Raw genomic sequence first — 21196 nt, 5'->3', positions numbered from 1 at the left:
GCTGTACTGGGATTGACGCATATTCTACAGTTCGATTTTCTCGTCCACTTTTGCCTGCTGGTGCACTTCCAGTTTTTCGCTGTACTCCACTTTTTTCACTTTACATCCAGGTCCTATGGTTACTTTCGCTCCACGTACCACTTCTGCAGCAGTATTCTCCAGATAGATGTCATCTCCTTCTACGAGGGTGACCTTCAGTTGTCCGTTCCCTCCTCCAAAGAGGCTCTTCAGAAGCCCACCAGAGCTGAGTCCTTCTTTTACTACAATTTCAGAGCCTACCAATTCTCCCAAAGAAGAGCTGCTGGCTATTTTCAGTTCGCATTTTTCACAGTTTACGGTTCCTTTGGAGGTGATGGCTCCAGAGAGGTAAAACTCTTCGCATTCCATATTCCCATCCACCGTGATTTCTCCACTGAGCTTCAGGTGGTTGCTTCTGATGTCTCCATGAACCTTGATGCCTCCAGAAAGGGATATCTCATTTCCTTCCAGGAAGTCTCCTATAGAACTTCCCCCGGAGATCTTGATCTCCTCGGATCTTACATACCCCCTGACTTTACAGGCACCGGAGATTTTACAGGAGGTGGCGTCCACATTGCCGTCCACCGTGATGGCACCGGAGATGGACATGGTCTCGCAGGATATATCAGAAGTAATCTTACTGGCTCCGGATACCTTCACATCTCTATATTCTCCACCGGTGGCCACCGATGCACCGCTGATTCTTAAATCTCTTTTTTCCATGTTTTTTACCTCCCGCTATATAAGTTTCAGTTTCAGTTTTTCCAGAGCACCACGAATGCTGTAATTATCCACGATGGGTGCCTGGTCTGAGTAGAAGATTTCTCCTGATTTATGGAGAAGGGATACGGTTACGCCAAATCTTCTGTAGACAGATAAGGCGGGATCTTTATCCTTGATGTTTTCATACTGGTCACTGAGCATCTTGAGAATCCTTGAAAGGTCCTCTACACTAATATTCCCCTGGTGAAGCAGATCTTCCGAGATATACATATAGAGAATATCCTGAAAGTTATACTCTTCCTTGCCTTTGAAGATTTCCTCGTAAAGTCTGATGATCTCTGTGTGGAGCACCCCTAGTCCAATAAGGTCTTCCTTTTTTCTCATAAGCTCTTCTGGTATATCCGAGGAGAACTTGTCTGCAAGGTCATCCAAGGATGCACCATCTTTCATATTGAGAATCTGCTGAATCCTCTCGAGAATTCTTTCTCTTGGGAAGAAGGTTTCATGTCCTGTGTAGGTGGACTTTTTCATGAACCATTCTTCCGGAATCAGTTTCTTCCGTTTCCACCGATACAGCTGTCCATAAGAAATGTCCATTTCTGTCAGCAGATCTTTCTTGGAGATTAATTCTTCCATATCTCTCACCTCTTGAATATAATGTAACATAACATTGTTACGTTGTAAACCCCTAGGACAAAACAAACCTGAAAACTACGATATATTATGAATTTCAATCCAAATTACACTCCAAAATCAGATAGTATTACCATTTTTAGATAAAAACCCCGCCGATTTTTCACTTTATCAACGTAACAACCCTGATGACATTGGAAGGTTTGTTTTATTTCCTTTAATACAGCGTAATAACCCTATGCTGTCATTTCCTTTTCATCAGAAAAAACTGAATCATACTATGTGAATTATGGATATTTTCATAGAAAGATTACTTTTTTTTTGTTATGATATAGTTAACAGATATTTTTGAGGTGATGCTTTGACTACTGGAAATGCCTATATCAAACCAAGCCCCCTGGATCTTTATCTGGAGACATACAAAGCCATGCCAAAGTCAAATCTCTACATTGTTCTCTTCGCTCAGTTCGTATGGCTGGTCCTCCTCATTGCCTTTGTATGGCGATATATACAAGTGAAAAAAGGAAACCATGAAAGGATCAACGACTACATCGAAGACCTCTACAAAGGGGATGGTGTGTATGAGACCATGCTGAAAGGCGTCACAAGTTATGCCTTCTTTAATATGATCATCGCAATCTTGATTTTTACCGCTGGACTGCTCTTCCCCTCTTACCAGATTCAGCTCTTCAATACTTTACTTTTCACAGGAAACCGGCAGTACTGGAAGCAGCGGTTTGGCGAAAATCCAAACCCTACGTTTATTCATAGAGATTGACAAAAAACATTACCTGGAATCCTTTAAACTCTCTTTTGATCCCTATATCGGAATAATAGGATACCCATAATCCCTACTCCATATTCACACTTTTACTTAGAGGAGGCGGTATTTTGAAAGTCACAAGTAAGACTCTATTTTTAGTTACAATATTTGTTGGAGGTGGTTACTTACTTTTCTTCATCATGAAGAAAGACTGGTTCGGTGTAGCATTCTCTGGATATCTATTCCTAAAAGGTCTTCATCTGTCCTTTGATCAGGAAGCCTATGATGAAGGCAACAAAGAGGCTGATCTAAAGAAAACGCTGCATCGGAAGGCATTTGGAAAGTTTGCCCCCTTTGCCCCTTATGTTCCTTTTTTTTCCCTTTTCATCGCCTTGGGGTTGACCCAGGTCTTTGAAGTGACACTTTTCCTTCGTATTGCCTTGCTGTCCATTCTACTTTTTATATTTCTTTATATTCTATGGTTTGAACAGATCATCAAGAAAGAAAGACAAAAAGAAGAGCTTGTTCAGTCGGATGGTAGCGTAGAACAAGTGGAACACCCCACGTCATAAGTCCGCTTCATAAAAGCAAAACAACACATGAACCTGCAGTACTATCCATACTCCTATTTATTTTTGAAAGCGAGGATTTATCATGTTACTTGTACTTTACTTCATATTAGCAATGGCCAGTACCACAGGAATGAGTTTCGCCTGGAGACAAAAGACTATTGCTAAAAAAACAGCTTACTTTGCACTGTCTGCACTTCTCCTTGCACTCTTCACTTATCTGTTCCAAATGGAACTGAGAACAGTAGACTGGACCCCTTTCTTACCTAAGAACTAAAAAAAAGGCAACTTCTACTACATGCTTCCTCACAAAATGAAGCAATAGAATCCATTGCCTAAATAGAAAAGTCTATGTTCTGGTGGTCGAAATGACACAATGATTCATTGATGAGAAAAGCAACAGAAAATGAAGGCTCCATAAGATATGCTGAGCACGCTCACCCTATTTGTCTCCGCCTTCCTCTTTCTCAATGAACTTCCAAATGTCGACCTCTTAGTTCGTTACAAGCAAGTATTTTATTTCCAATAACGACAATGTATATGGAGGTTTACGATGAATTCTGAAGAAAGAGAAATGCTGAAAGAAGGAAACAAATCAATCTGGAGATTCTGGAAATCTGTTCTCTATACACTGGGAACACTCTTCGCTGCTGCAATCCCCCTTTCGATCATACCGATTACCCCGGAAGGACTTTACTTCGTTCTATTTTTAATCGTACTCGTTGTCATCTTTTACTGCACCTTTACCATTCTCGATGAGATCAGAAAGCGATGACAGGAGGATGATATATGAAAATAACATTTGTTAATCCAGGATTTGAAAAAATGATAGAGAGCATTATGATGTTTCAAACCGAGGGAGAATCTCCCTATTGGTCAGACTCACTATTTCATTTTTTTCCAAAACTAAATCAAGATGTATTTCAGACTCTTGATTATAACGCCAAAAAACAATATATTTTGAACGAAATGAAGGAAATATATCAGGAGCAAGAATCTCTGATTAATGAAAAAGTCGTAAAATATAACAGGCATTGGAGAAGATATAGACCACAAATTGAAGAAGCGCTGTCTGATGCATTTCAAGTAGATACACATCAGCTGTTTAATGATTTAAGAGCTGAGATAAGTCTAAATCCTGTGTCTCCAAGATTCCTGAAGGATCAGTATTTTCAAGTTTTCTATCTGAATAGTGAGCGCGGTGCACTTGGTATTTCATTACATGAGATGATTCATTTTCTATGGTTTCATGTTTGGAATCAAATTTTCCATGATAACTATGACGAATATGAGCGGCCAACATTAAAGTGGATTTTGAGTGAGATGGTCGTAGAATGTATTATGCGTGATGAAAGACTCAGTTCTATTAACCCATATTTTCCCAGGGAAAACGGCGGATGCGTCTATGATTATTTTCAAGATATGAGATTGGGTGATAAAATGGCACTTGATGTCATTGAAGAATATTATCAATGCGGGAACATCAGAAAGTTTATGCAGGACAGTTATGCTTATTGCCAAAAGCATGAAGAAGAGATCAGAGTACATATAAGTAAAGCAGAAGAACAATTTTAAGCAAAACAACTTCTATATAGCTGAAGAATGAGGGAATCCCGTTACAATATCTGAGTTTCAACATTCCCAAAAAACAAAGCCACAAAAAAGCAAAAGAGACCTCTCTGAATGTGTATACACACAATCAGAGAGGTCCTTCTATTTATTACGTATTCTTAAGCCTTCTTGGCGTATTCAATGCCCTTTTCAATGGCATTCTTATTCATCTCAAAGAAGGTTTCTTTTCCATGGCCTTTTAGAGATTCCAGAAGCTCATCCTTGGAGATGATTCCGGTCTTCTCTACCAAAGCACCCAGAAGAATCATATTGGCGATCTTCGCAGAACCAATGGCTTCTGCTTCTGTCTGGCTTGGGATTCTGATGACGGTGACATCATCTCTGTCCACTTCTCTCGTAACAAGATTGCTGTCCAGAATGATCAATCCGCCTGGCTTTACTGTTTTTTCAAACTTATCCAGGGAAGGTCTGTTCATCACAACGATGGTGTCAGGTGCAGAAATAATCGGTGCACCAATTTCCTCATCAGAAAGGATTACGGAGCAGTTCGCGGTTCCTCCACGCATTTCAGGACCATAGCTTGGACACCAGGAAACATTCATTCCCTTATCCATTCCACCGAAAGCCAGGAACTTCCCCATGGACAGAATACCCTGTCCACCGAAGCCTGCAAAAATAATTTCCTGTGTCATTATTTCGCTTCCTCCTTCTTGTCAAGATCCTTCTTTACGCCCAGTGGGTAGTAAGGAATCATGCTTTCTCTCAGCCAGTTCAGAGACTCTTCTGTGTTAAGACCCCAGTTGGTAGGACAGATGGAAAGCACTTCCACCATATTGAAGCCCTTACCGTCGATGGCATTCTGGAACGCCTTCTTGATGGCTTTCTTGGTCTTGGCAACGCCTGCAACCTTATCTACAGATACTCTTTCGATGTAATATGCGCCATCCAGCTGAGCCAGCATTTCAGAGAATCTGATGGGGAATCCTGCGGTTGCAACATCTCTTCCATATGGAGAAGTTTCGGTCTTTTGTCCTGGAAGAGTCGTAGGAGCCATCTGTCCGCCTGTCATTCCATAAATACAGTTGTTGACGAAGATGGTCACAATCTTTTCGCCTCTTGCTGCTGCATGGACTGCTTCTGCAGTACCGATGGCAGCGATGTCCCCGTCTCCCTGATAGGTGAAGACGATCTTGTCTGGATTGGCTCTCTTGATACCCGTAGCAACGGCTGGAGCTCTACCATGAGCGGCTTCAAACATATCACAAGCAAAATAGTCATAAGCTAGAACGGAACATCCAACAGGAGCCACCCCAATGGTCTTGTCGATGATATCCAGCTCTTCCATAACCTCACCAATGAGTCTATGGATTACGCCATGTGTACAACCAGGACAGTAGTGTGTAGGTACATCCAAAAGTCCTGTAGTTGGTTTAAATAGAATTGGTCTGTCTTTCACTTCCATTACTTGTTCCCCCCTACGATTTCGAGTGCCTTCACAAGAATCTCATCTGGAGTAGGAATCATACCGCCGGAACGTCCATAGAAATGAACTGGCTTTCTTCCTTCAACAGAGAGTCTTACATCTTCCACCATCTGGCCCATGCTCATTTCTACGGTGAGGTAGCCATGCTTGGTGTTTCCGATGGTGAGATCAAAGGCTTCCTGTGGATATGGCCACAGGGTAATAGGTCTGACAAGTCCAAGCTTTACGCCCTTTTCTTTGGCGAGCTTAATGACGTTCTTACAGATTCTAGCTGTGGTGCCATAGGCAACCAGAATGAGGTCTGCATCCTCTGTATTCATCAGTTCATACTTGACTTCTTTTTCCTTGATGGCTGCATACTTTCTGCCCAGATGGTTGTTGTGCTCTTCCAGGGCTTCTGTCTTCAGGAACAGAGAGTTGATCACATTGTGATGGGCTCTGCCCATTCTTCCATTGGCTGCCCAGGTCTTTTCAGGAAGATCTCTCTTTTTGAGGTTTTCCTTGAACTCTACTGGTTCCATCATCTGGCCCAGCATACCGTCTCCCATGATCATGCAAGGTGTTCTGTATTCATCTGCCACATCAAAGGCTTCCTGAATGAGATCCACCATTTCCTGAATGGAGGATGGGGCATAAACGGGCATGTGGAAGTCACCATGCGCTCCACCCTTTGTGGCCTGGAAGTAGTCAGACTGCGCAGGCTGAATACCGCCAAGTCCTGGGCCTCCACGCACGATGTTGATGATGACGCAAGGAAGCTCAGCTCCTGCTAGGTAGGAGATTCCTTCCGCCTTCAGGCTGATTCCTGGTGAAGAGGAACTGGTCATGCATCTTACGCCTGTACCAGCTGCTCCATAAACCATATTGACCGCTGCAATTTCACTTTCCGCCTGCAGGAACACTCTGCCGATGGTTGGCATCTTCTTTGCCATATACGCAGCCACTTCTGTCTGCGGTGTGATCGGATATCCGAAGAAGCATTTGCAGTTGGCTCTGATGGCCGCTTCTCCAATGGCTTCATTTCCCTTCATGAGTACCTTTTCGCTCATACCTAAACCCCCTATTTATACACTGTGATGACTAAGTCCGGACACATTCTTCCACAGGAAGTACATCCGATGCACTTCTCCATGAGCTCCGCAGGAATCCCTGCTGGTCTGTACCCTTTTTCATTGATTCTGTCTGTGAAACCGATGATGTTCACAGGACAGGCAATGACACACTGTCCGCAGCTTTTGCATCGTTCTTCCCTAAACACAACTTTTGGCATACCATATCCCCCTTTTATTTTAACTCCATGGCGTTTTCATAAAGATTTCAATGGGAAGAAGCTCCCCATTCAGTTTTCCTTCCAGTTCTCCAGCCAGATCTTCTCTGGCCACGGTGTACAGATGGGGAATCCCCAGTTCTTTGGAAAGCTCAGACACAATCTGGTCTCCCTTTAGAATCTCTTCCACTGTGGTCTCAAAAGACAGGTTGGTGTTGGAAATGAGATGGGTCACTTTCAGTCTTGAACTTCTCTCAATCCCTTCGATATACTCTTTGATCCCTTTTTCGTTTGGTGTCATAGGACGCTGAGTGTTGATGACAAAAAACAGATTGTAGCCTGTCTTTAAAAGCTCCCCGTTGTACTGTCCTAGAACCACGGCACCCATGTCGTCTCCCCCGATGTCCATGATATAGCTGGTATCTCTTTTGACAAAAATACCACTGACTTCCGCAGGCACCATCATGAGCTCCGCATTGGACCACTCAGGATTCGCTGCGATGACATCAATCCCCTCTTTCCCCAAGGTCTCCTTGAAGTCCCGGATACAGAAGAACGGATTCACGATGTCGAGATCCACCAGGGCGACTTTGTGGCCTTCCCGGTTCATTTTCTTGGCCAGATTGATGGACATTTCGGATTTTCCGCTGCCGAAATGTCCGGTGATGATCGTGATTCTCTCCAAAGGCCATACCTCCATACATACATACTTTCATGGTTCTATTTTAGTACAAATTCCTTTGAGAATCTAATTTTCAATTTCATGGCAAAGTTCTTCATCTGATTGAAAATTAATGAATTGTTTGTAAAGTGAGAGGAACTTTCACAACAGAAATGGCCATCTGTTATGAAAGACCCCTGAATACCTTTACAAATCACGATTTTTAACTTTTTTAAGATTTTTTCACTCTATATTATGAATTTGATAATTTTATGTCATTCAGTTCCCATTCTGTTGTCTATTCGTAGACGATGGCTTCCTCTTCTCCACTCAGCACACGATTGGCCGCTTCCGCCAGCGCCAAGAGCTCATCTTCTCCAGGATACACCACCACTGGCGCAATGAATTCTACCCTTTCTTTGATGAAATTCACCATCATCTTGGAGTAGGCAATTCCTCCGGTAAGAAGGATGGCATCGACTTTTCCCATAAGTACCGGTGCAAGAGAACCGACTTCTTTTGCCACCTGATACCCCATGGCATCATAGATCTTCTTTGCTTCCACATCTCCTGCTTCTGCGCGGTTTTCCACTTCTCTTGCATCGTTGGTTCCTAAGTAGGAAACAAAGCCGCCTTTTCCTGTGATCATCTTGAGGATCTCTCCCTTGGTGTACTTTCCGGAGAAAGAAATTTCCACAAGGTCTGCCGCAGGAAGGGTTCCGCTTCTCTCTGGAGAGAACGGTCCTTCTCCATTCAGCGCGTTGTTCACATCCACAACCTTTCCATTTTTATGGGCCCCGACACTGATGCCTCCACCCAGATGCACCACAATGAGGTTCAGCTCATTGTAGTTCAGATGATTTTCCTTGGCATAGCGCTTTGCCACAGCCTTCTGATTGAGGGCATGGAAAATGCTCACTTTTTCAAACTGGCTGTTTCCGGAGATTCTTGCCAGATCTTCCATTTCATCCACCACCACAGGATCTGCGATGAAGGCTTCTTTCCCGTATTCTGTAGCGAGGCCCTGAGCAATCATGGCGCCAAGGTTTGAGGCATGCTCTCCCTTGATGCTCTTTTTCAGGTCCGCCAGCATCGCTTCATTGACTCTATAGGTACCGGACTTGATGGGCTTTAAGAGGCCCCCTCTGCCCACATAGGCATCAAAGGAATCCAAAGCTTCCCCTTGATCTGCCAGCACTTTCTTGATTTCCTCAATTCTCCACTCATACTGGTCGATGACACTGTGGAAGCTCCCAATAACGGATGCCTCATGACGCAGTGTATGGGATGCCACTTCTGTGTTTCCGTCAAAAATACCGATTTTTGTGGATGTGGATCCTGGATTGATGATTAATAATTTACTCATGTTTTCCCCCAAACGATTCAACTAAATTTTACACACTGTTTCCTGAAAAAAAAGTTTTCTATTAGGCGTTCAGCACAGCCATGGCGATGCTGTTGACTTTGCTTTCGAAGGAGTCTGCTCTGGAGGTGACCACCACTGGGGCTTTTGCTCCCAGAAGGACACCGCCGGACTTGCTTTCTGTGGTGTAGGTCAGTGCTTTATAAAGGACATTTCCGGACTCGATGTTCGGCATGAGAAGAATATCCGCATGACCGGCCACAGGGCTCTTGATGCCTTTGTGCTCTGCTGCTTCCACACTGAGTGCGTTATCCAGAGCCAAGGGGCCATCCATGATGCATCCCTTGATCTGTCCCCTGTCATTCATCTTGGACAGCATGGCTGCATCCACCGTAGCCTGCATGGCTTCGTTGACCACTTCCACAGCGCAGATTCCTGCCACTTTAGGCGTTTCCACACCTAGGCTTTTCACAAAGGAAACCGCATTGGTGAGAATCCCCACCTTTTCCTTGAGACCAGGGTACGTATTCATGGCTGCATCCGTGACAAAGAGCATCCGGTCATAACCAGGCACTTCAAAGGCTGCGATATGGCTGATGAGGTTTCCTGTGGCAAGACCTGTCTCTTTGTCCAGCACAGCTCTTAGAAGGGACTTGGTGTCCACCAGGCCTTTCATGAGAATGTCGCATTCTCCTTCTCTCACGAGATTCGCTGCAATCCTTGCTGCCTTCGCCGGGTTCTTTTCTCCGATGATTTTAAAAGTGTTCTCCAAGGACAGCTCGCTTAGAAGGGACAGAATTTTTTCCTCGTCTCCCACCAGCACCGCATTGCAAAGCCCCAGTTCTTTGGCTTTTGTCACCGCCTGGAGTACTGGCTCATCCTCTGCAGCAGCCACGGCGATGACTCTTTGCCGGTCACTGCCCTTGATTTTTTCATAGATCTCACTAAAACTTTTCACTCAGTATTTCCTCCCTGTATCTCAGCGGTTTTTCTTCCCCGCTCAGCACTCTTCTTGCCCCTTCATAAAGGGATTTCATTTCCAGTTCACCAGGCACTCTCAGCACCGGTGCAATGAATTTCACATATTCCTCCACCATACCCATGAGCATGCTGGAATAAGCAAGGCCTCCGGTCATGATGATGGCTTTCACATCGCCCTTCAGCACTGCAGCGGATGCACCAATTTCCTTGGCAATCTGATACGCCATGGCTTCATAGACCTTAGCTGCATAATCATCTCCATCATGGATCATTCTTTCCACTTCTCTGGCGTCTGATGTGCCAAGATGGGACACAAGCCCCGCACTTCTCTGGAACTTTCTAAGTAGAGACTTCTTGTCATACTCTCCGGAGAAGGCGTACTTCACCAGAATTCCTAGAGGCAGCGTGCCCACACGCTCTGGACTGAAAGGTCCCCCGTGGTTTGCGTTGTTCACATCCACCAGTCTTCCCTTTTTCAGTGGTCCGATGGAAAAGCCCCCGCCCAGATGCGCCACAATGAAATTATCCTCATAAAAACTGAATCCTTCTTCTTCGCAGACCTTTCTTGTGACGCCTTTGATATTCAGGTAGTGGGCAAGTGAGCCTCTTTCTTCTCCCTTAAGACCTGTAAATCTCGCCACATCGTCCATTTCATCGCAGGCTACAGGATCGACAATATAAGCTTCTACACCAGCCTCATCGGCAATCTCTTTGGCAAGGATGGGCCCCAGGTTCGAGGCATGCTCCCCTTGCACGGAAGCTTTCAGATCGTTCACAATATCCATATCCACAAGATAAGTGCCCCCTCTTATGGGTCTTAGAAGTCCACCGCGGCCAACCACGCAGGCAAGATCCTCTTTTCCGATTTTCTTCTCCCGGAGGACCCTTATGATTTCTTCCCGTCTTACTTCACTCTGGTCGATGATGTGTTCAAAGGCTTTTAACGCTTCCACATTGTGTTCCACCACTTCTGTATGAATCTCCATGGATTCAGTACTGTAGATGGCAATCTTTGTGGATGTGGATCCAGGATTGATGACAAGCACATATTTCATACGCATTCCCTCCCAAAATATTTCTATTTAATCATAACAGAAACCCTTTACATTTGAAAATATGTAAACTCTCTTATTTTTAAACCATCTGTTGTAGATATACCAAAAAAATCCTTTTCCCATTGTCTTATTCATATTTTACGTAGAAACTTACACAATTATATTGTGTATTTGTCAAAAAATCATCTGGACCTGTCCAGATGATTCTTCTCTATTTCATGGGTTTGTACTTGCGGATCACCGCTTCGGCCACCTTGATGCCGTCCACTGCACTGCTCACGATGCCTCCGGCATAGCCTGCTCCTTCCCCACAGGGATAGAGGCCTTCGGCGGAAGGGCTTTCTAAAGTTTCTCCCCGGAGAATCCGCACCGGTGCGGAGGTCCTGGTCTCCACGCCTGTCAAAAGTGCCCCATGCTTTGTGAATCCCTCAATCTTCTTCTCAAACTGAAGGAGTCCATCTTCCAGGCCTTCTGTAATATAGGAAGGGAAAAGATCCTTCAGAAGCACACTCTTCACCCCAGGCTCGTAGGAAGGATGCACTTCTCCAAAGGTCTCTGTGAGCTTCCCTGCTAAAAAATCCTCCACCTTCTGCACCGGTGCATGATAGCCGCCTCCCCCCATTTGGAAGGCTTTCTGTTCAAGATCTCTTTGAAAAGCGATGCCCGCCAGAGGATGGGAACCATAATCACTCGGTGTCACGGAGACCACAAGCGCAGAATTTGCATTTTCCTTGTCCCGGGCATGATAACTCATGCCATTGACCACAAGACGTCCCTCTTCACTGGCAGCTGGCACCACAAGACCTCCTGGGCACATGCAGAAGCTGTAGACCCCTCTGCCATCTCTGGTTTTCGCCGCCAACGTGTACTCTGCCGGACGAAGCTTCGGATGCCGGAAAGAGGGCCCGTACTGACTTTCACTGATTCTCCACTGCAGATTCTCAATGCGCACACCCACAGCCATGGATTTGGCTTCCATGGTGACGCCTCTGGAAAACAGCATTTCGTAGGTATCCCGGGCACTGTGCCCCAGGGCAAGGATCACCACTTCTGTTTCAAAAGGCTCTCCATTGACAGTGATTTCTTCTAGCACTCCATCCTTTATTTTGAGATTTTCCATCTGGCTGAAGAAGCGCACTTCTCCGCCCAGGTCTTTGATTCTTTCCCGGATTCTCACCACCACTTCTTTCAGAAGATCGGTCCCCACATGGGGCTTGGAAAGATAGGCAATCTCCTCCGGTGCTCCTGTGGAAAGAAGCGTTCCGATGACTTCGTGGATTCTAGGGTCTTTGATTCTTGTGGTGAGCTTTCCGTCCGAATACGCACCTGCACCCCCTTCGCCAAACTGGATGTTGGTTTTCACATCCAGGATGCCGGTCTTCATGAAAAAGTCCACCTTCTCATCCCGCTCTTTCATGGGCGCTCCCCTCTCCAGGACCAGGGGGCAGTATCCTTCTTCCGCCAGCTTCAGGGCAGCGAAAAGACCTGCCGGACCAAGGCCCACAACTACCGGTCTGTGCTTGAGGAGCATATTTCCCTTTATGAGGGGTTCCCGGTGTGTTTCCTCATAATAGGAAACCTTTGGACTTCTATTTTTACGAAGGACCCGTTCTTCCTCCTTCACTCTAAGGTGAACGGTGTGCACAAACTTCAGCGGTTCTTTTCTTGCATCCACAGACTCCTTCTGAATTTCCAGAGATAAAATCTCACTTTCCGGGATTCGTAAAATCTTCGCCGCTTTTCCTTTCAGCTCACTTTTTTCTTCTTCTAAGGTCAGCTCCAGATTTGTAATCTTTATCATAATCCTCACTCCAAAAATGGAAGCCCGAAGGCTTCCATCTGTATTTTGTACTTGCTATTATCCTGCTGGGGTCTCCTCCGGCGGCAGCTCTTCTTCACCTTCCACTGTGATGGTCACAGAAATGACCAGAGGGTTCACAGAGACTTCAATCATATCCACCGGCAGCACAATCTTTGGTGTCAGCTCGTATTCCCCAGGCTGCAGTCCTGTCAGATCGATTTCTGCGGTGATGGATTCTTCTGTGATTTCGTCCAGTGCGCTTTGGGGTCCACTGACCACGATGTTCACCGAGTTTGTGGAAAGGGTGACACTGAGTCCTTCTGCCATGCCAATGGTGGTGACCCGTTTTGAAATGGTCTTTGTTTCAAAGGCTTCCAGCACCAGCGATACGGTAGCGCTGGAGTTTCCTTCCACTGCTATGATGCCCTCTGGAATCACCAGCCGTTTCAGATGGTCTCCGGATTCATTGATCTCTGACAGGTTCAGCTCTTCTGTGGAGATCTCGCTGATCTGATTCAGCAGACTGTCTGGTCCTGCAATGAGAATGGTGGCAGGTGCCACAGAAGTGCTTAAGAGTTCAAAGCCTTCTGGCACTTCTCCTGCGGTATCCACCACAATGGGCACAGACTTCGTAGAAAAGACTTCAATATTCATCTCCACATAAAGAGGAGAGAACTGCACGTGGTTTACCACCTGATCCTTTTCATCGATGGCCACAAGGGAAAGAATTTCTTTATAGTTTTCCTCCAAGCCTTCCCGCTGGCCTCTGGCCGCAAGAGCCTTGACCTGATTCACATACTGAGCAGGTCCTTTCACCATCACGGAAGCGGGATTGAAGGTGGTGCCTGCCACATAATGGCCGTCGGCTGCCACTGCATCAAACTGCGATACGATGGGCACTTCTCTTTCCAGATAATCATCCAGATACACAATGGCCTTCACATTGCTGCTGGGTGTCACATCCAGGTCCGCGGGGTAGGACGTGATTTCAATGGGCACCTCGTTGATGCCTGCTTTCAGGGGAAGATCATCGAGGTTCGCCACCACTCTGAAGTTGCTGGCCACACTCCGGTACACTTCAGACGCAGGCCCCTTCACCGTCAGAGTTACCATGATGTCCTGATTGGGCAGAAGCGCCAGATTCTGCTCTGTGATGTTTTCCAGGTTTTCCAGTCTCACCGGCACATTGTACACCTTCATGGTCTTGATGGGGTTTTCCACATTGATGATGTAGATCCAAAGACTGAAGGATAAAATGAGACTGACTATTTTCAGGAGGAGATCCGATCCTTTTTGCTTAGCCATGATTCAATCTTCTCCTTCCATGTAATTTTCTTTTCAATCTTGCTGGTCAGTATTTTCACAAGAATCTTCTGAAGCCTCTCCTTGTCGTAGTTTCGGACAAGCTTGCCGTTGAGGGCAAGAGAGATGGTGCCAGTTTCTTCTGAAACAATGAGCACCAGAGCATCAGACACTTCCGACAGCCCCAGAGCTGCCCGGTGCCTTGTGCCAAGGCTCTTGCTGATGTCTTTGTTGGTGGTGAGAGGAAGTACGCATCCCGAGGAAGAGATCCGGTCTCCTCTTATGATGGTAGCTCCATCATGAAGCGGTGTATTGGGCACAAAGATGTTTTCTAAAAGTGCTGTGGAGACCACCGCATCAATTTTAGTGCCTGTCTCACTGATGTCTCCAAGACCTGTGTCCTGTTCGATAACGATGAGTGCTCCGGTCTTGCTTTCACTTAAATTGTCCACAGCTTCTACGATTTCATTCACAACTTTGGTCAGGATATCCGCATCTCTCAGCACCCTTCTGTCGCTGAAGGCAGATCTTCCCAGATGCTCCAGAATCCTTCGGATTTCCGGCTGGAAGATGATGACCAGAGTCAGCACTCCAATGGTGATGGTTTTACTGATGATGGTATACACCATGGTGAGATTAAAAATATAGCTGATGGGAATGAGCAGCAAAATCAGCACAATGCCGCGAAGAAGCAGCTCCGCCCTTGTTTCTATAATGAGTTTATATGCTCTATAAATCAGATACGCCACGATGAGAATATCAATGACGGAAGAAATATTCATGTTTCTGACAGTATTCAGTATGGTATTGAGCGTTTCCACGGGACACCTCCCCTGCTTTTCTCAGCAGATTTTAGTCAATATATTTAAATTATACAATAGAACGCGCTTGGATTGTGCACAATTTTCGGTTTTTGGCAATTTCTTTGCAGTATTCACCGATGTTTCATATTATGCACCGATGAATAGGATCCTCTTCCACTGCATGCTCCTCTCCCATTGTAGCGGATGAACTAAAAAACCTCTTAAAAGAACGGGTCTTTTAAGAGGTTTTTAATATCTTTTCAAGATTTCTAAAGAATGCAGTCCTTTTCAGGTGATTTTCCTTCAGAATAGATCCTCAATTGCTGCTCTGCACATAAGTTTCTAGAGGTCTTTTCCACTCTCCCCTTAGATTATCTGATCGTAGCCTTCCTTTTATGCTGCCGTTCTTTGATGACATAAAGAGAACCCCACAGGGGTCTTACGCTTACGGCGTAACTAAGGACGCAAAAACCCCTTCCAAAAGCACAGCTTTCAGAAGGGGATCTTCAATTACTTATTTCTGTTGATGAATGCTCGCAGCTCTTCCTTTGGTCTGAAACCAACAATCTGGTCCACCAGCTGTCCATTTTTAAAGGCAAGAAGTGTAGGGATGCTGGCAACTCTGTACTTTGCTGCCTGCTGTGGGTTGTTGTCCACATTGAGCTTTACAAATTCCACATCCTCAATTTCGTCGTTGAGTTCTTCAAATAGGGGTGCAAGCATTTTGCAGGGTCCGCACCAAGGTGCCCAAAAATCCACCAGTACGAGTCCTTCTTTTCCAAGTACATCACTTTCAAAAGTGCTGCCTGTTACTTCCTTAATCATATCTTTTCCTCCTGAGTCTTTAAATTATATTACCCATTATACACATTCTTTTTCATTTTTGCAGTTGGTCGTGAAAAATTAACAGAAGGTTTTCTTAGACAAATTCTGACATCAAAACGTTTACATACTCTTCAGAAAGAACCTGGTTTCAGGTCCTTCTTCCCACTATAGGGAGGCCAGCCAAGCTTCAGCGTCCACCTTCAGAATCTGGGTGATCTTCTCTTCCTGAAATGGACTTTCATGTCCACCTCGCTGAAGAAGCACATATCGGTTGTTTTTGGTCCGATAGAGAATCTCCTCAAATCCTTTTGGATCTCCAAAGTATCCCTTGGTGACTCTTCTGATTTCTGTGGCTGTTTCAAGGTTGGGTGTCTTCTTTGCCATGCGGTTCCCTCCTTCCAAACGTAAAAGGTCTTTTTCATTATATCACCATCTGATGAAATCTTCAAAGTTCCTCTCTCCAATGGCTTTTCGTTGTTTTTTACGTGATTTCAAGCCTAAAAATAACTGTTTTTGGTACTTTTAGGTCTCAACATCTCTTAGTAGATGAACACCACCAGTAGATCCCTTCTATTCCATGGACTTTTCATTCTCTACTCAGTTAACATGGAATCCATGAAAACAGAACCTATACTTAACAAATAAAGTTTATGATAGTGCTATCAAACATAGATACGACTACTACTTCATCCAAGGAGGACTACATCCCAATGACTGGCACCATGGAAGCACTTTCCAGAATTATTGCTGAAAAAAAGCTGTATGCTGTCTTTCAGCCCATTCTATCCCTATCCACAGGCACGATTCTTGGATACGAAGCCTTATCAAGAATCAGTGAGGATGGACTCTTCTCATCACCAGAAGAGCTTTTCATCGCTGCTAAAGAACAGAATCGGCTATGGGAACTGGAACAGCTGGCGAGGAGTATTTCTCTAAAAGCAGCCAGGTGCTTCATGGCACCCCCAATATCAAAAAAGCTGTTTCTTAATGTGAATCCACATATTCTACAGGATGACTCCTTCATCCGGGGTTTCACCAAGGAATTTCTTATGGAGTACGGCATTTCTCCAAGACAAGTGATCTTTGAGATTACCGAAAGAAATGTCATCTCTGATATGAAAAGCTTCAAGACGATTATCTGCCACTATAAGAGCCAGGACTATACCATCGCCATCGATGATGTGGGAGCGGGCTATTCAGGTCTCAATCTCATCAGTGATGTGGACCCAACCTTCATCAAGATTGACATGAAGCTCATCCGTGACATCCATGTGAGCCCACTGAAACGCGCCATTGTCAAAGGACTGATGGAGTTCTCCAAAGCTTCAAAGATTATGCTCATCGCAGAAGGTGTGGAAACCTACGAAGAACTGGACTGCGTCCTTCATCTTGGTGTACAGTATGCTCAGGGGTATCTCATCAAAAAGCCTGAAAGAGAGATTACCCCCATTTCGTCTGAGGTGCTGGACTTCATCCACAGCCAGAAGCTGAGGAAGAATCCCCAGTCCGTACTTCCATACAGCTATCAGGAAGTTCGGCATCTGGCCGGCCCCATTGAGATCCTATCCCCAAAGTCCACTGTCTTTGAAGCCTATCATCTTCTGAAACTCCAGAAAGATAGCTTAGGCATCTGTATTCTTCAGGACTCAAAGGTAGAAGGGATTCTCACAAGAGAAAAGCTCTCTTTACTTCTGAGCGGTCAGTATGGGTTCACCCTCAATCAGAATAAACCACTTTCCCAGGTCATGGATAAGGATTTTCTCTCTGTGGAAGGAAGCAGTCCAGTAAACCTCGTCTCTTCCCTCGCCATGGAGCGTTCCCAGGACAAGCTCTATGACTTCATCGTGGTGGAAGAGAAAGAGCGCTACTTCGGCGTCATCACCATCAAGGATCTTCTGGAAAAGTCCTATGAGATGGAACTCTATAAAGCCAAGCACCAGAATCCTCTCACTGGTCTTCCTGGAAATCTCTTCATTGAGCAGAAGCTGCATGAGCTGGTGAAAAAAGAGAAGGAGTTCTATGCCTATTATCTGGACATCGACCACTTCAAAGCCTTCAACGATGTCTATGGTTTTGAGAAAGGAGATCTTGTCATCCGGCTCCTTGCAGATAGTCTTACAAAAGAGCTGCCCAGTCATCAGTTCATCGGTCACATCGGTGGGGATGATTTCGTGGTCTTACTGAACGATCCTTCCTGCATCCACAAAGTTCTTCAGGCCGTGGAGAGATTTGAAAAAGAAATCCTGTCCTTTTACACCAATGAAGACAGAACGCATGGCTATATTCACACAGAAAACAGAAATGGGTATCCGGAGAAATTTCCTCTTATGACACTCACTGCGGTATGCGTCAGGAGTGCTCCACCCAACCATCTGAGTCTCACGGAAATCTCAGAGCGTCTAGCAAAAGAAAAGGTTTTGGAGAAGAAGAAGAAAAACAAGATCCACCACAGAGAAGAGAGTCTGGCATAAAAACCAGACTCTCTTTGTTTTTTCATTTCAAAATATCTCACTCAGGTGCCAATGCTCAGACAGTCGCCGACCTTCACTTTACCCTGAAAAACCCCACTTTCTGCTTCTACAACGGATTTTGCCCCTCTAATCACCTTACTGATTCTCCAGGGCTTCATATCAAAGATGGTATGAACAACACAGAGATTCTCATCCAGAAAAAGCACATCGATGTTCATTCTCATAAAGAAGCAGTGAATGCTGTTGCATGGAGTGATTCTGAGTCCTTCATTATCTGGCAGAGATGTCTTTCCCATGAGTCCCTTGAACCGGCCCATAAAACCTTGTGCTTCCTTCAGATTTTCAAGAAGCACCTCTCCATTTTCCTTTTTAAGAACCACCGTCATTTTTCACTCTCCTTCAAAAGATTCTTGGCTTTTGTCTTTCTCTTCACTTCTTCTTCCTCATACCAGAAAATATAGTCTGCCGTTTCGAATACATTCCCATCATAAAGCATTCTTCTGGTGAGAATGGTCCCATCGAAACTCAGCACTCCAGGCTGGGTTACTTGAATACGAAGCCTCGGTGTGTCCTCTTTCCCCAAAAGAGCCTTATATCCTTCGATGAACTTTTTGGAAGGGTCCTCCGCTTTTTTCATGAGCATCATCTGATAGTCAGATCCCTTGGCAGGCAGATAGAAATCTCCCTCCTGCTCTTTACCAAGACTTATGATGATCTCTTTTTTCTTTTTGTCTGAGAGATGAAGGGCTCCTTCTTCCTCCAAGGACGTCCGGTCCTTTTTATAATGAAGGCTTCCACGGACAAGATACTTCGGCATCACAAGCACCGCGTAAAAAATTCTGCCCAGAAGATAGAATAGAAGAAGCGCAATAAGAAGTACGACAAGAAGGCTTAGAAGAAGGGACCTGTATGGGGACACATTCTGTAGCAGCCCCCCAAGAAAGCTCACCACCCTCACTTCAACAGCGATGGGAGTTCCTGTCAAAGACCTGTTCTCTCTTTGTGCCAGCACGGAAATTACTAAATTAACGGACTCATCCTTCATATTCTCATGGGGCTTATACCGCAGCGATATTCTTTTTTCTTCCTGAGCGCCAATCTCCTGGGTTGGGTTCAAGATTTCTCCTTTTCCTTCTTCCAGAGAGAACGTAAGGGTTTCTGGAAAAATGCTGTCGTTCTTTAGTAGAATCTCCAGAAGTGCGGACTCGCCAGATTTCACGGAAACCTCAGAAGAAACTGATGACACCGAAATCTCCTTCAGTACGCCTATATTGACCTCTCCCAGCTCTTTTTCCTGCACAAAGGGTTCCCCTTTGTAGCTTCCACGAAATCCGATGCGAAGATGCACTTTTCCCTCTTTTTCAAAAGCCACTCGGGTACTGTATAGGCCATCGCCAGCGCGAAGATCCCCGGAAGCCTCCTCTCCATCATCTTTGAAAGCATAAAGAACCTCACTGCCATCTTCAAAGGTGAGGTGAAGCACATATTCTTCCAGAAGAAGATCTCTTCCTGGAACAAGATCCACACCACCTGAGGAGAGACTGCTTCTGACGATCCTTGAGGAGTATAAAACCTCCAGTGCACTGACTATAAAATAGTCCGATGTGATGACTGGAACGTTCTTCACAGTAAAGGCACTGCCTGCAGTGGCGATGGTTTTGCCTTCTTCCTTCAAGAGAACTTCCACCTCATAGAATCCATGGTCTTTGGTGTCCTCAAAGGTCCCCACATAGACATCGTTCTCTAACGTCAGCCCAATGGGGGTACGGCTTCTCACACCGTTTTTGGTGACCACGGCTTCCAAGGAGGCTGTGTCGGGAATGGGCGTGCTGGAATACACGCTGAGTCTCAGCGGTTCATTCATGGGATGTACCGCATTCATCACAGGCTCTTCCATCCATAGTTTGAAGAAAAAGTCCGTGCTGCCGAAGGCCTTTATGGTGGGAGCCGCAGTCTCACCTGGCGCTGGGGTCAGTTTGACACTCCAAGTGCCCACCTGCTCCTCCTCTTTCTGATTGAGGGTCAGCAAGGTGTATCCCCTTTCTTTATACAGGGCAAAGCCCTCTGTGATGCCCGCTCCTCCAGGCCCTGTGACGTCCACCTGATAATTGTCTGTATTCTGTGTAAGAAGCAGTGTGGTCTGGCTGATATAAGGATCCATCTCAAAAGAAATGGTCTTTTCTTCTGAAAGGACAAACTCTTCTTCCAGGAGAGGACTCCTGTTTTTCAGACTTTCCACAATGCCAAAAAAGACCTCTGCCAATGTGCCAGGGTCCTCTGTCATGGTGGCTGCACCCAAGGTTTCCAGAGACATTCTTTCCAGGATTGAAGGATCAATATCTCCAAAGCCAACGGTATAGATGGGAATCTTCTCTTCCGCTGCCCTTCCTGTGAGATTCCATAAGCCGTTCATATAGTTTTCCATATAACCAGGCTCTTCTCGCCTTGCGGGGTCAGGGTCCGGAATTCCGTCTGTGACAAAAAGAATGACTTTCCGGGCTTCGTTCTCCACCTCTTCCAGCTGGGTCAGGGCAGTTTCCATGGCTTTCACATAATCCGTGTCTCCTGCAGGAAGAAGATTTCCAGTGAGCGCGTTTTTCATGAGATTCTTATTCACCGTGCTTTCCACCTTCTGGAAAGGAACCGCAGTTCTCACATTCTCATCGAAGGTGATGACACCGATGGCATCCTCCGGACTTAAAAGATCAATGAACATTTTGGCCGCGGTTTCCCGTAGTCCTTCCGGGTCTGTCTGTCCCATGCTGCCTGATACATCCACAACGAGACTCACCGCAAGGTTTTCAAGCCTTACTCTTTCCTCCGCCTGGACTTTTGCCAGGGGAAGATGCGCAGCAAAAAGACAGATCGCTAAAAGTAGTGACCATGACTTTTTGTTTTTTCTCATA

At 45.5% G+C, this 21196-nt stretch carries 23 protein-coding genes; 6 read left to right on the top strand and 17 right to left on the bottom strand.

The window, feature by feature from the left end; translation table 11 throughout:
• Positions 1-24: 24 nt before the first annotated feature.
• Together BM243_RS11355 and BM243_RS11350 are read right to left on the bottom strand one after the other, a co-directional pair.
• Complete coding sequence (locus BM243_RS11355) at positions 25-741, bottom strand: polymer-forming cytoskeletal protein (RefSeq protein WP_074912473.1); 717 nt, start codon at positions 739-741, stop codon at positions 25-27.
• Positions 742-756: 15 nt separating this feature from the next.
• The gene (locus BM243_RS11350; protein ID WP_074912472.1) at positions 757-1377 is read right to left on the bottom strand and encodes a DUF4004 family protein; all 621 of its coding nucleotides are present in this window, start codon (positions 1375-1377) and stop codon (positions 757-759) included.
• A 358-nt stretch (positions 1378-1735) separates the two neighbouring features.
• Here BM243_RS11350 and BM243_RS11345 point away from each other — a divergent pair, with 358 nt between their 5' ends.
• The 5 genes from BM243_RS11345 to BM243_RS11325 all read left to right on the top strand — a co-directional run bounded on the left by BM243_RS11345 (position 1736) and on the right by BM243_RS11325 (position 4281).
• Positions 1736-2152, top strand: coding sequence for a hypothetical protein (locus tag BM243_RS11345; RefSeq protein WP_074912471.1), 417 nt, complete (start codon positions 1736-1738; stop codon positions 2150-2152).
• Between the two features lie 113 nt (positions 2153-2265).
• Positions 2266-2709: a hypothetical protein gene (locus tag BM243_RS11340; RefSeq protein ID WP_074912470.1), complete on the top strand. Its 444-nt coding sequence runs from the start codon at positions 2266-2268 to the stop codon at positions 2707-2709.
• Between the two features lie 82 nt (positions 2710-2791).
• Positions 2792-2983: a hypothetical protein gene (locus BM243_RS11335; RefSeq protein WP_074912469.1), complete on the top strand. Its 192-nt coding sequence runs from the start codon at positions 2792-2794 to the stop codon at positions 2981-2983.
• A gap of 276 nt (positions 2984-3259) precedes the next feature.
• Positions 3260-3481 (top strand): hypothetical protein, encoded by a 222-nt coding sequence (locus BM243_RS11330; protein ID WP_074912468.1) that lies wholly within the window; start codon positions 3260-3262, stop codon positions 3479-3481.
• 14 nt (positions 3482-3495) lie between these two features.
• Positions 3496-4281, top strand: coding sequence for a hypothetical protein (locus tag BM243_RS11325; protein ID WP_074912467.1), 786 nt, complete (start codon positions 3496-3498; stop codon positions 4279-4281).
• 155 nt (positions 4282-4436) lie between these two features.
• Here the strand turns inward: BM243_RS11325 and BM243_RS11320 are convergent, their stop codons facing one another.
• The 13 genes from BM243_RS11320 to BM243_RS11260 form a co-directional block, all read right to left on the bottom strand.
• Positions 4437-4973, bottom strand: a complete 537-nt coding sequence (locus tag BM243_RS11320; protein WP_083422773.1) for a 2-oxoacid:acceptor oxidoreductase family protein — start codon at positions 4971-4973, stop codon at positions 4437-4439.
• A complete protein-coding gene (locus BM243_RS11315; protein WP_074912465.1) occupies positions 4970-5740 on the bottom strand; it encodes a thiamine pyrophosphate-dependent enzyme in 771 nt (256 codons plus the stop codon). The genes BM243_RS11320 and BM243_RS11315 overlap by 4 nt, the downstream gene beginning before the upstream one ends.
• Complete coding sequence (locus BM243_RS11310; protein WP_074912464.1) at positions 5740-6810, bottom strand: 3-methyl-2-oxobutanoate dehydrogenase subunit VorB; 1071 nt, start codon at positions 6808-6810, stop codon at positions 5740-5742. The genes BM243_RS11315 and BM243_RS11310 overlap by 1 nt, the downstream gene beginning before the upstream one ends.
• An 11-nt stretch (positions 6811-6821) precedes the next feature.
• The gene (locus BM243_RS11305) at positions 6822-7031 is read right to left on the bottom strand and encodes a 4Fe-4S binding protein (protein ID WP_031577256.1); all 210 of its coding nucleotides are present in this window, start codon (positions 7029-7031) and stop codon (positions 6822-6824) included.
• A gap of 19 nt (positions 7032-7050) precedes the next feature.
• Positions 7051-7713, bottom strand: a complete 663-nt coding sequence (locus BM243_RS11300) for a nucleotide-binding protein (RefSeq protein WP_074912463.1) — start codon at positions 7711-7713, stop codon at positions 7051-7053.
• A gap of 274 nt (positions 7714-7987) precedes the next feature.
• On the bottom strand, positions 7988-9055 hold the full coding sequence (gene buk, locus BM243_RS11295) for a butyrate kinase (protein WP_074912462.1): 1068 nt from the start codon (positions 9053-9055) through the stop codon (positions 7988-7990).
• 61 nt (positions 9056-9116) lie between these two features.
• Positions 9117-10010 (bottom strand): phosphate butyryltransferase, encoded by an 894-nt coding sequence (gene ptb, locus BM243_RS11290; protein WP_074912461.1) that lies wholly within the window; start codon positions 10008-10010, stop codon positions 9117-9119.
• Entirely contained in the window at positions 9997-11088 is a 1092-nt protein-coding gene (buk, locus tag BM243_RS11285; protein WP_242943547.1) for a butyrate kinase, read from the bottom strand. The genes ptb and buk (BM243_RS11285) overlap by 14 nt, the downstream gene beginning before the upstream one ends.
• A 211-nt stretch (positions 11089-11299) precedes the next feature.
• Positions 11300-12892, bottom strand: coding sequence for an NAD(P)/FAD-dependent oxidoreductase (locus BM243_RS11280; protein WP_074912486.1), 1593 nt, complete (start codon positions 12890-12892; stop codon positions 11300-11302).
• A gap of 54 nt (positions 12893-12946) precedes the next feature.
• Complete coding sequence (locus tag BM243_RS11275) at positions 12947-14194, bottom strand: CdaR family protein (RefSeq protein WP_074912459.1); 1248 nt, start codon at positions 14192-14194, stop codon at positions 12947-12949.
• Positions 14161-15012: a diadenylate cyclase CdaA gene (cdaA, locus tag BM243_RS11270; RefSeq protein WP_074912458.1), complete on the bottom strand. Its 852-nt coding sequence runs from the start codon at positions 15010-15012 to the stop codon at positions 14161-14163. Before cdaA ends, BM243_RS11275 begins: the two co-directional genes overlap by 34 nt.
• Positions 15013-15504: 492 nt before the next feature.
• The gene (trxA, locus tag BM243_RS11265) at positions 15505-15819 is read right to left on the bottom strand and encodes a thioredoxin (RefSeq protein ID WP_074912457.1); all 315 of its coding nucleotides are present in this window, start codon (positions 15817-15819) and stop codon (positions 15505-15507) included.
• A gap of 165 nt (positions 15820-15984) precedes the next feature.
• Positions 15985-16203: a hypothetical protein gene (locus BM243_RS11260; protein ID WP_074912456.1), complete on the bottom strand. Its 219-nt coding sequence runs from the start codon at positions 16201-16203 to the stop codon at positions 15985-15987.
• 326 nt (positions 16204-16529) lie between these two features.
• Here BM243_RS11260 and BM243_RS11255 point away from each other — a divergent pair, with 326 nt between their 5' ends.
• Positions 16530-18290, top strand: coding sequence for a GGDEF domain-containing protein (locus BM243_RS11255; protein WP_074912455.1), 1761 nt, complete (start codon positions 16530-16532; stop codon positions 18288-18290).
• Positions 18291-18331: 41 nt separating this feature from the next.
• On the opposite strand, the gene BM243_RS11250 is transcribed toward BM243_RS11255, so the two are convergent.
• Both BM243_RS11250 and BM243_RS11245 read right to left on the bottom strand, forming a co-directional pair.
• Positions 18332-18676, bottom strand: coding sequence for a DUF192 domain-containing protein (locus BM243_RS11250; RefSeq protein WP_074912454.1), 345 nt, complete (start codon positions 18674-18676; stop codon positions 18332-18334).
• Positions 18673-21195, bottom strand: coding sequence for a vWA domain-containing protein (locus tag BM243_RS11245; protein ID WP_074912453.1), 2523 nt, complete (start codon positions 21193-21195; stop codon positions 18673-18675). The genes BM243_RS11250 and BM243_RS11245 overlap by 4 nt, the downstream gene beginning before the upstream one ends.
• Position 21196: the final 1 nt, after the last annotated feature.

The organism is Proteiniclasticum ruminis (assembly GCF_900115135.1).
Classification (GTDB): Bacteria; Bacillota; Clostridia; order Clostridiales; family Clostridiaceae; genus Proteiniclasticum; species Proteiniclasticum ruminis_A.
Note: the sequence above shows the minus strand (reverse complement) of the source record. Positions and strands in the feature narration are given on the sequence as shown.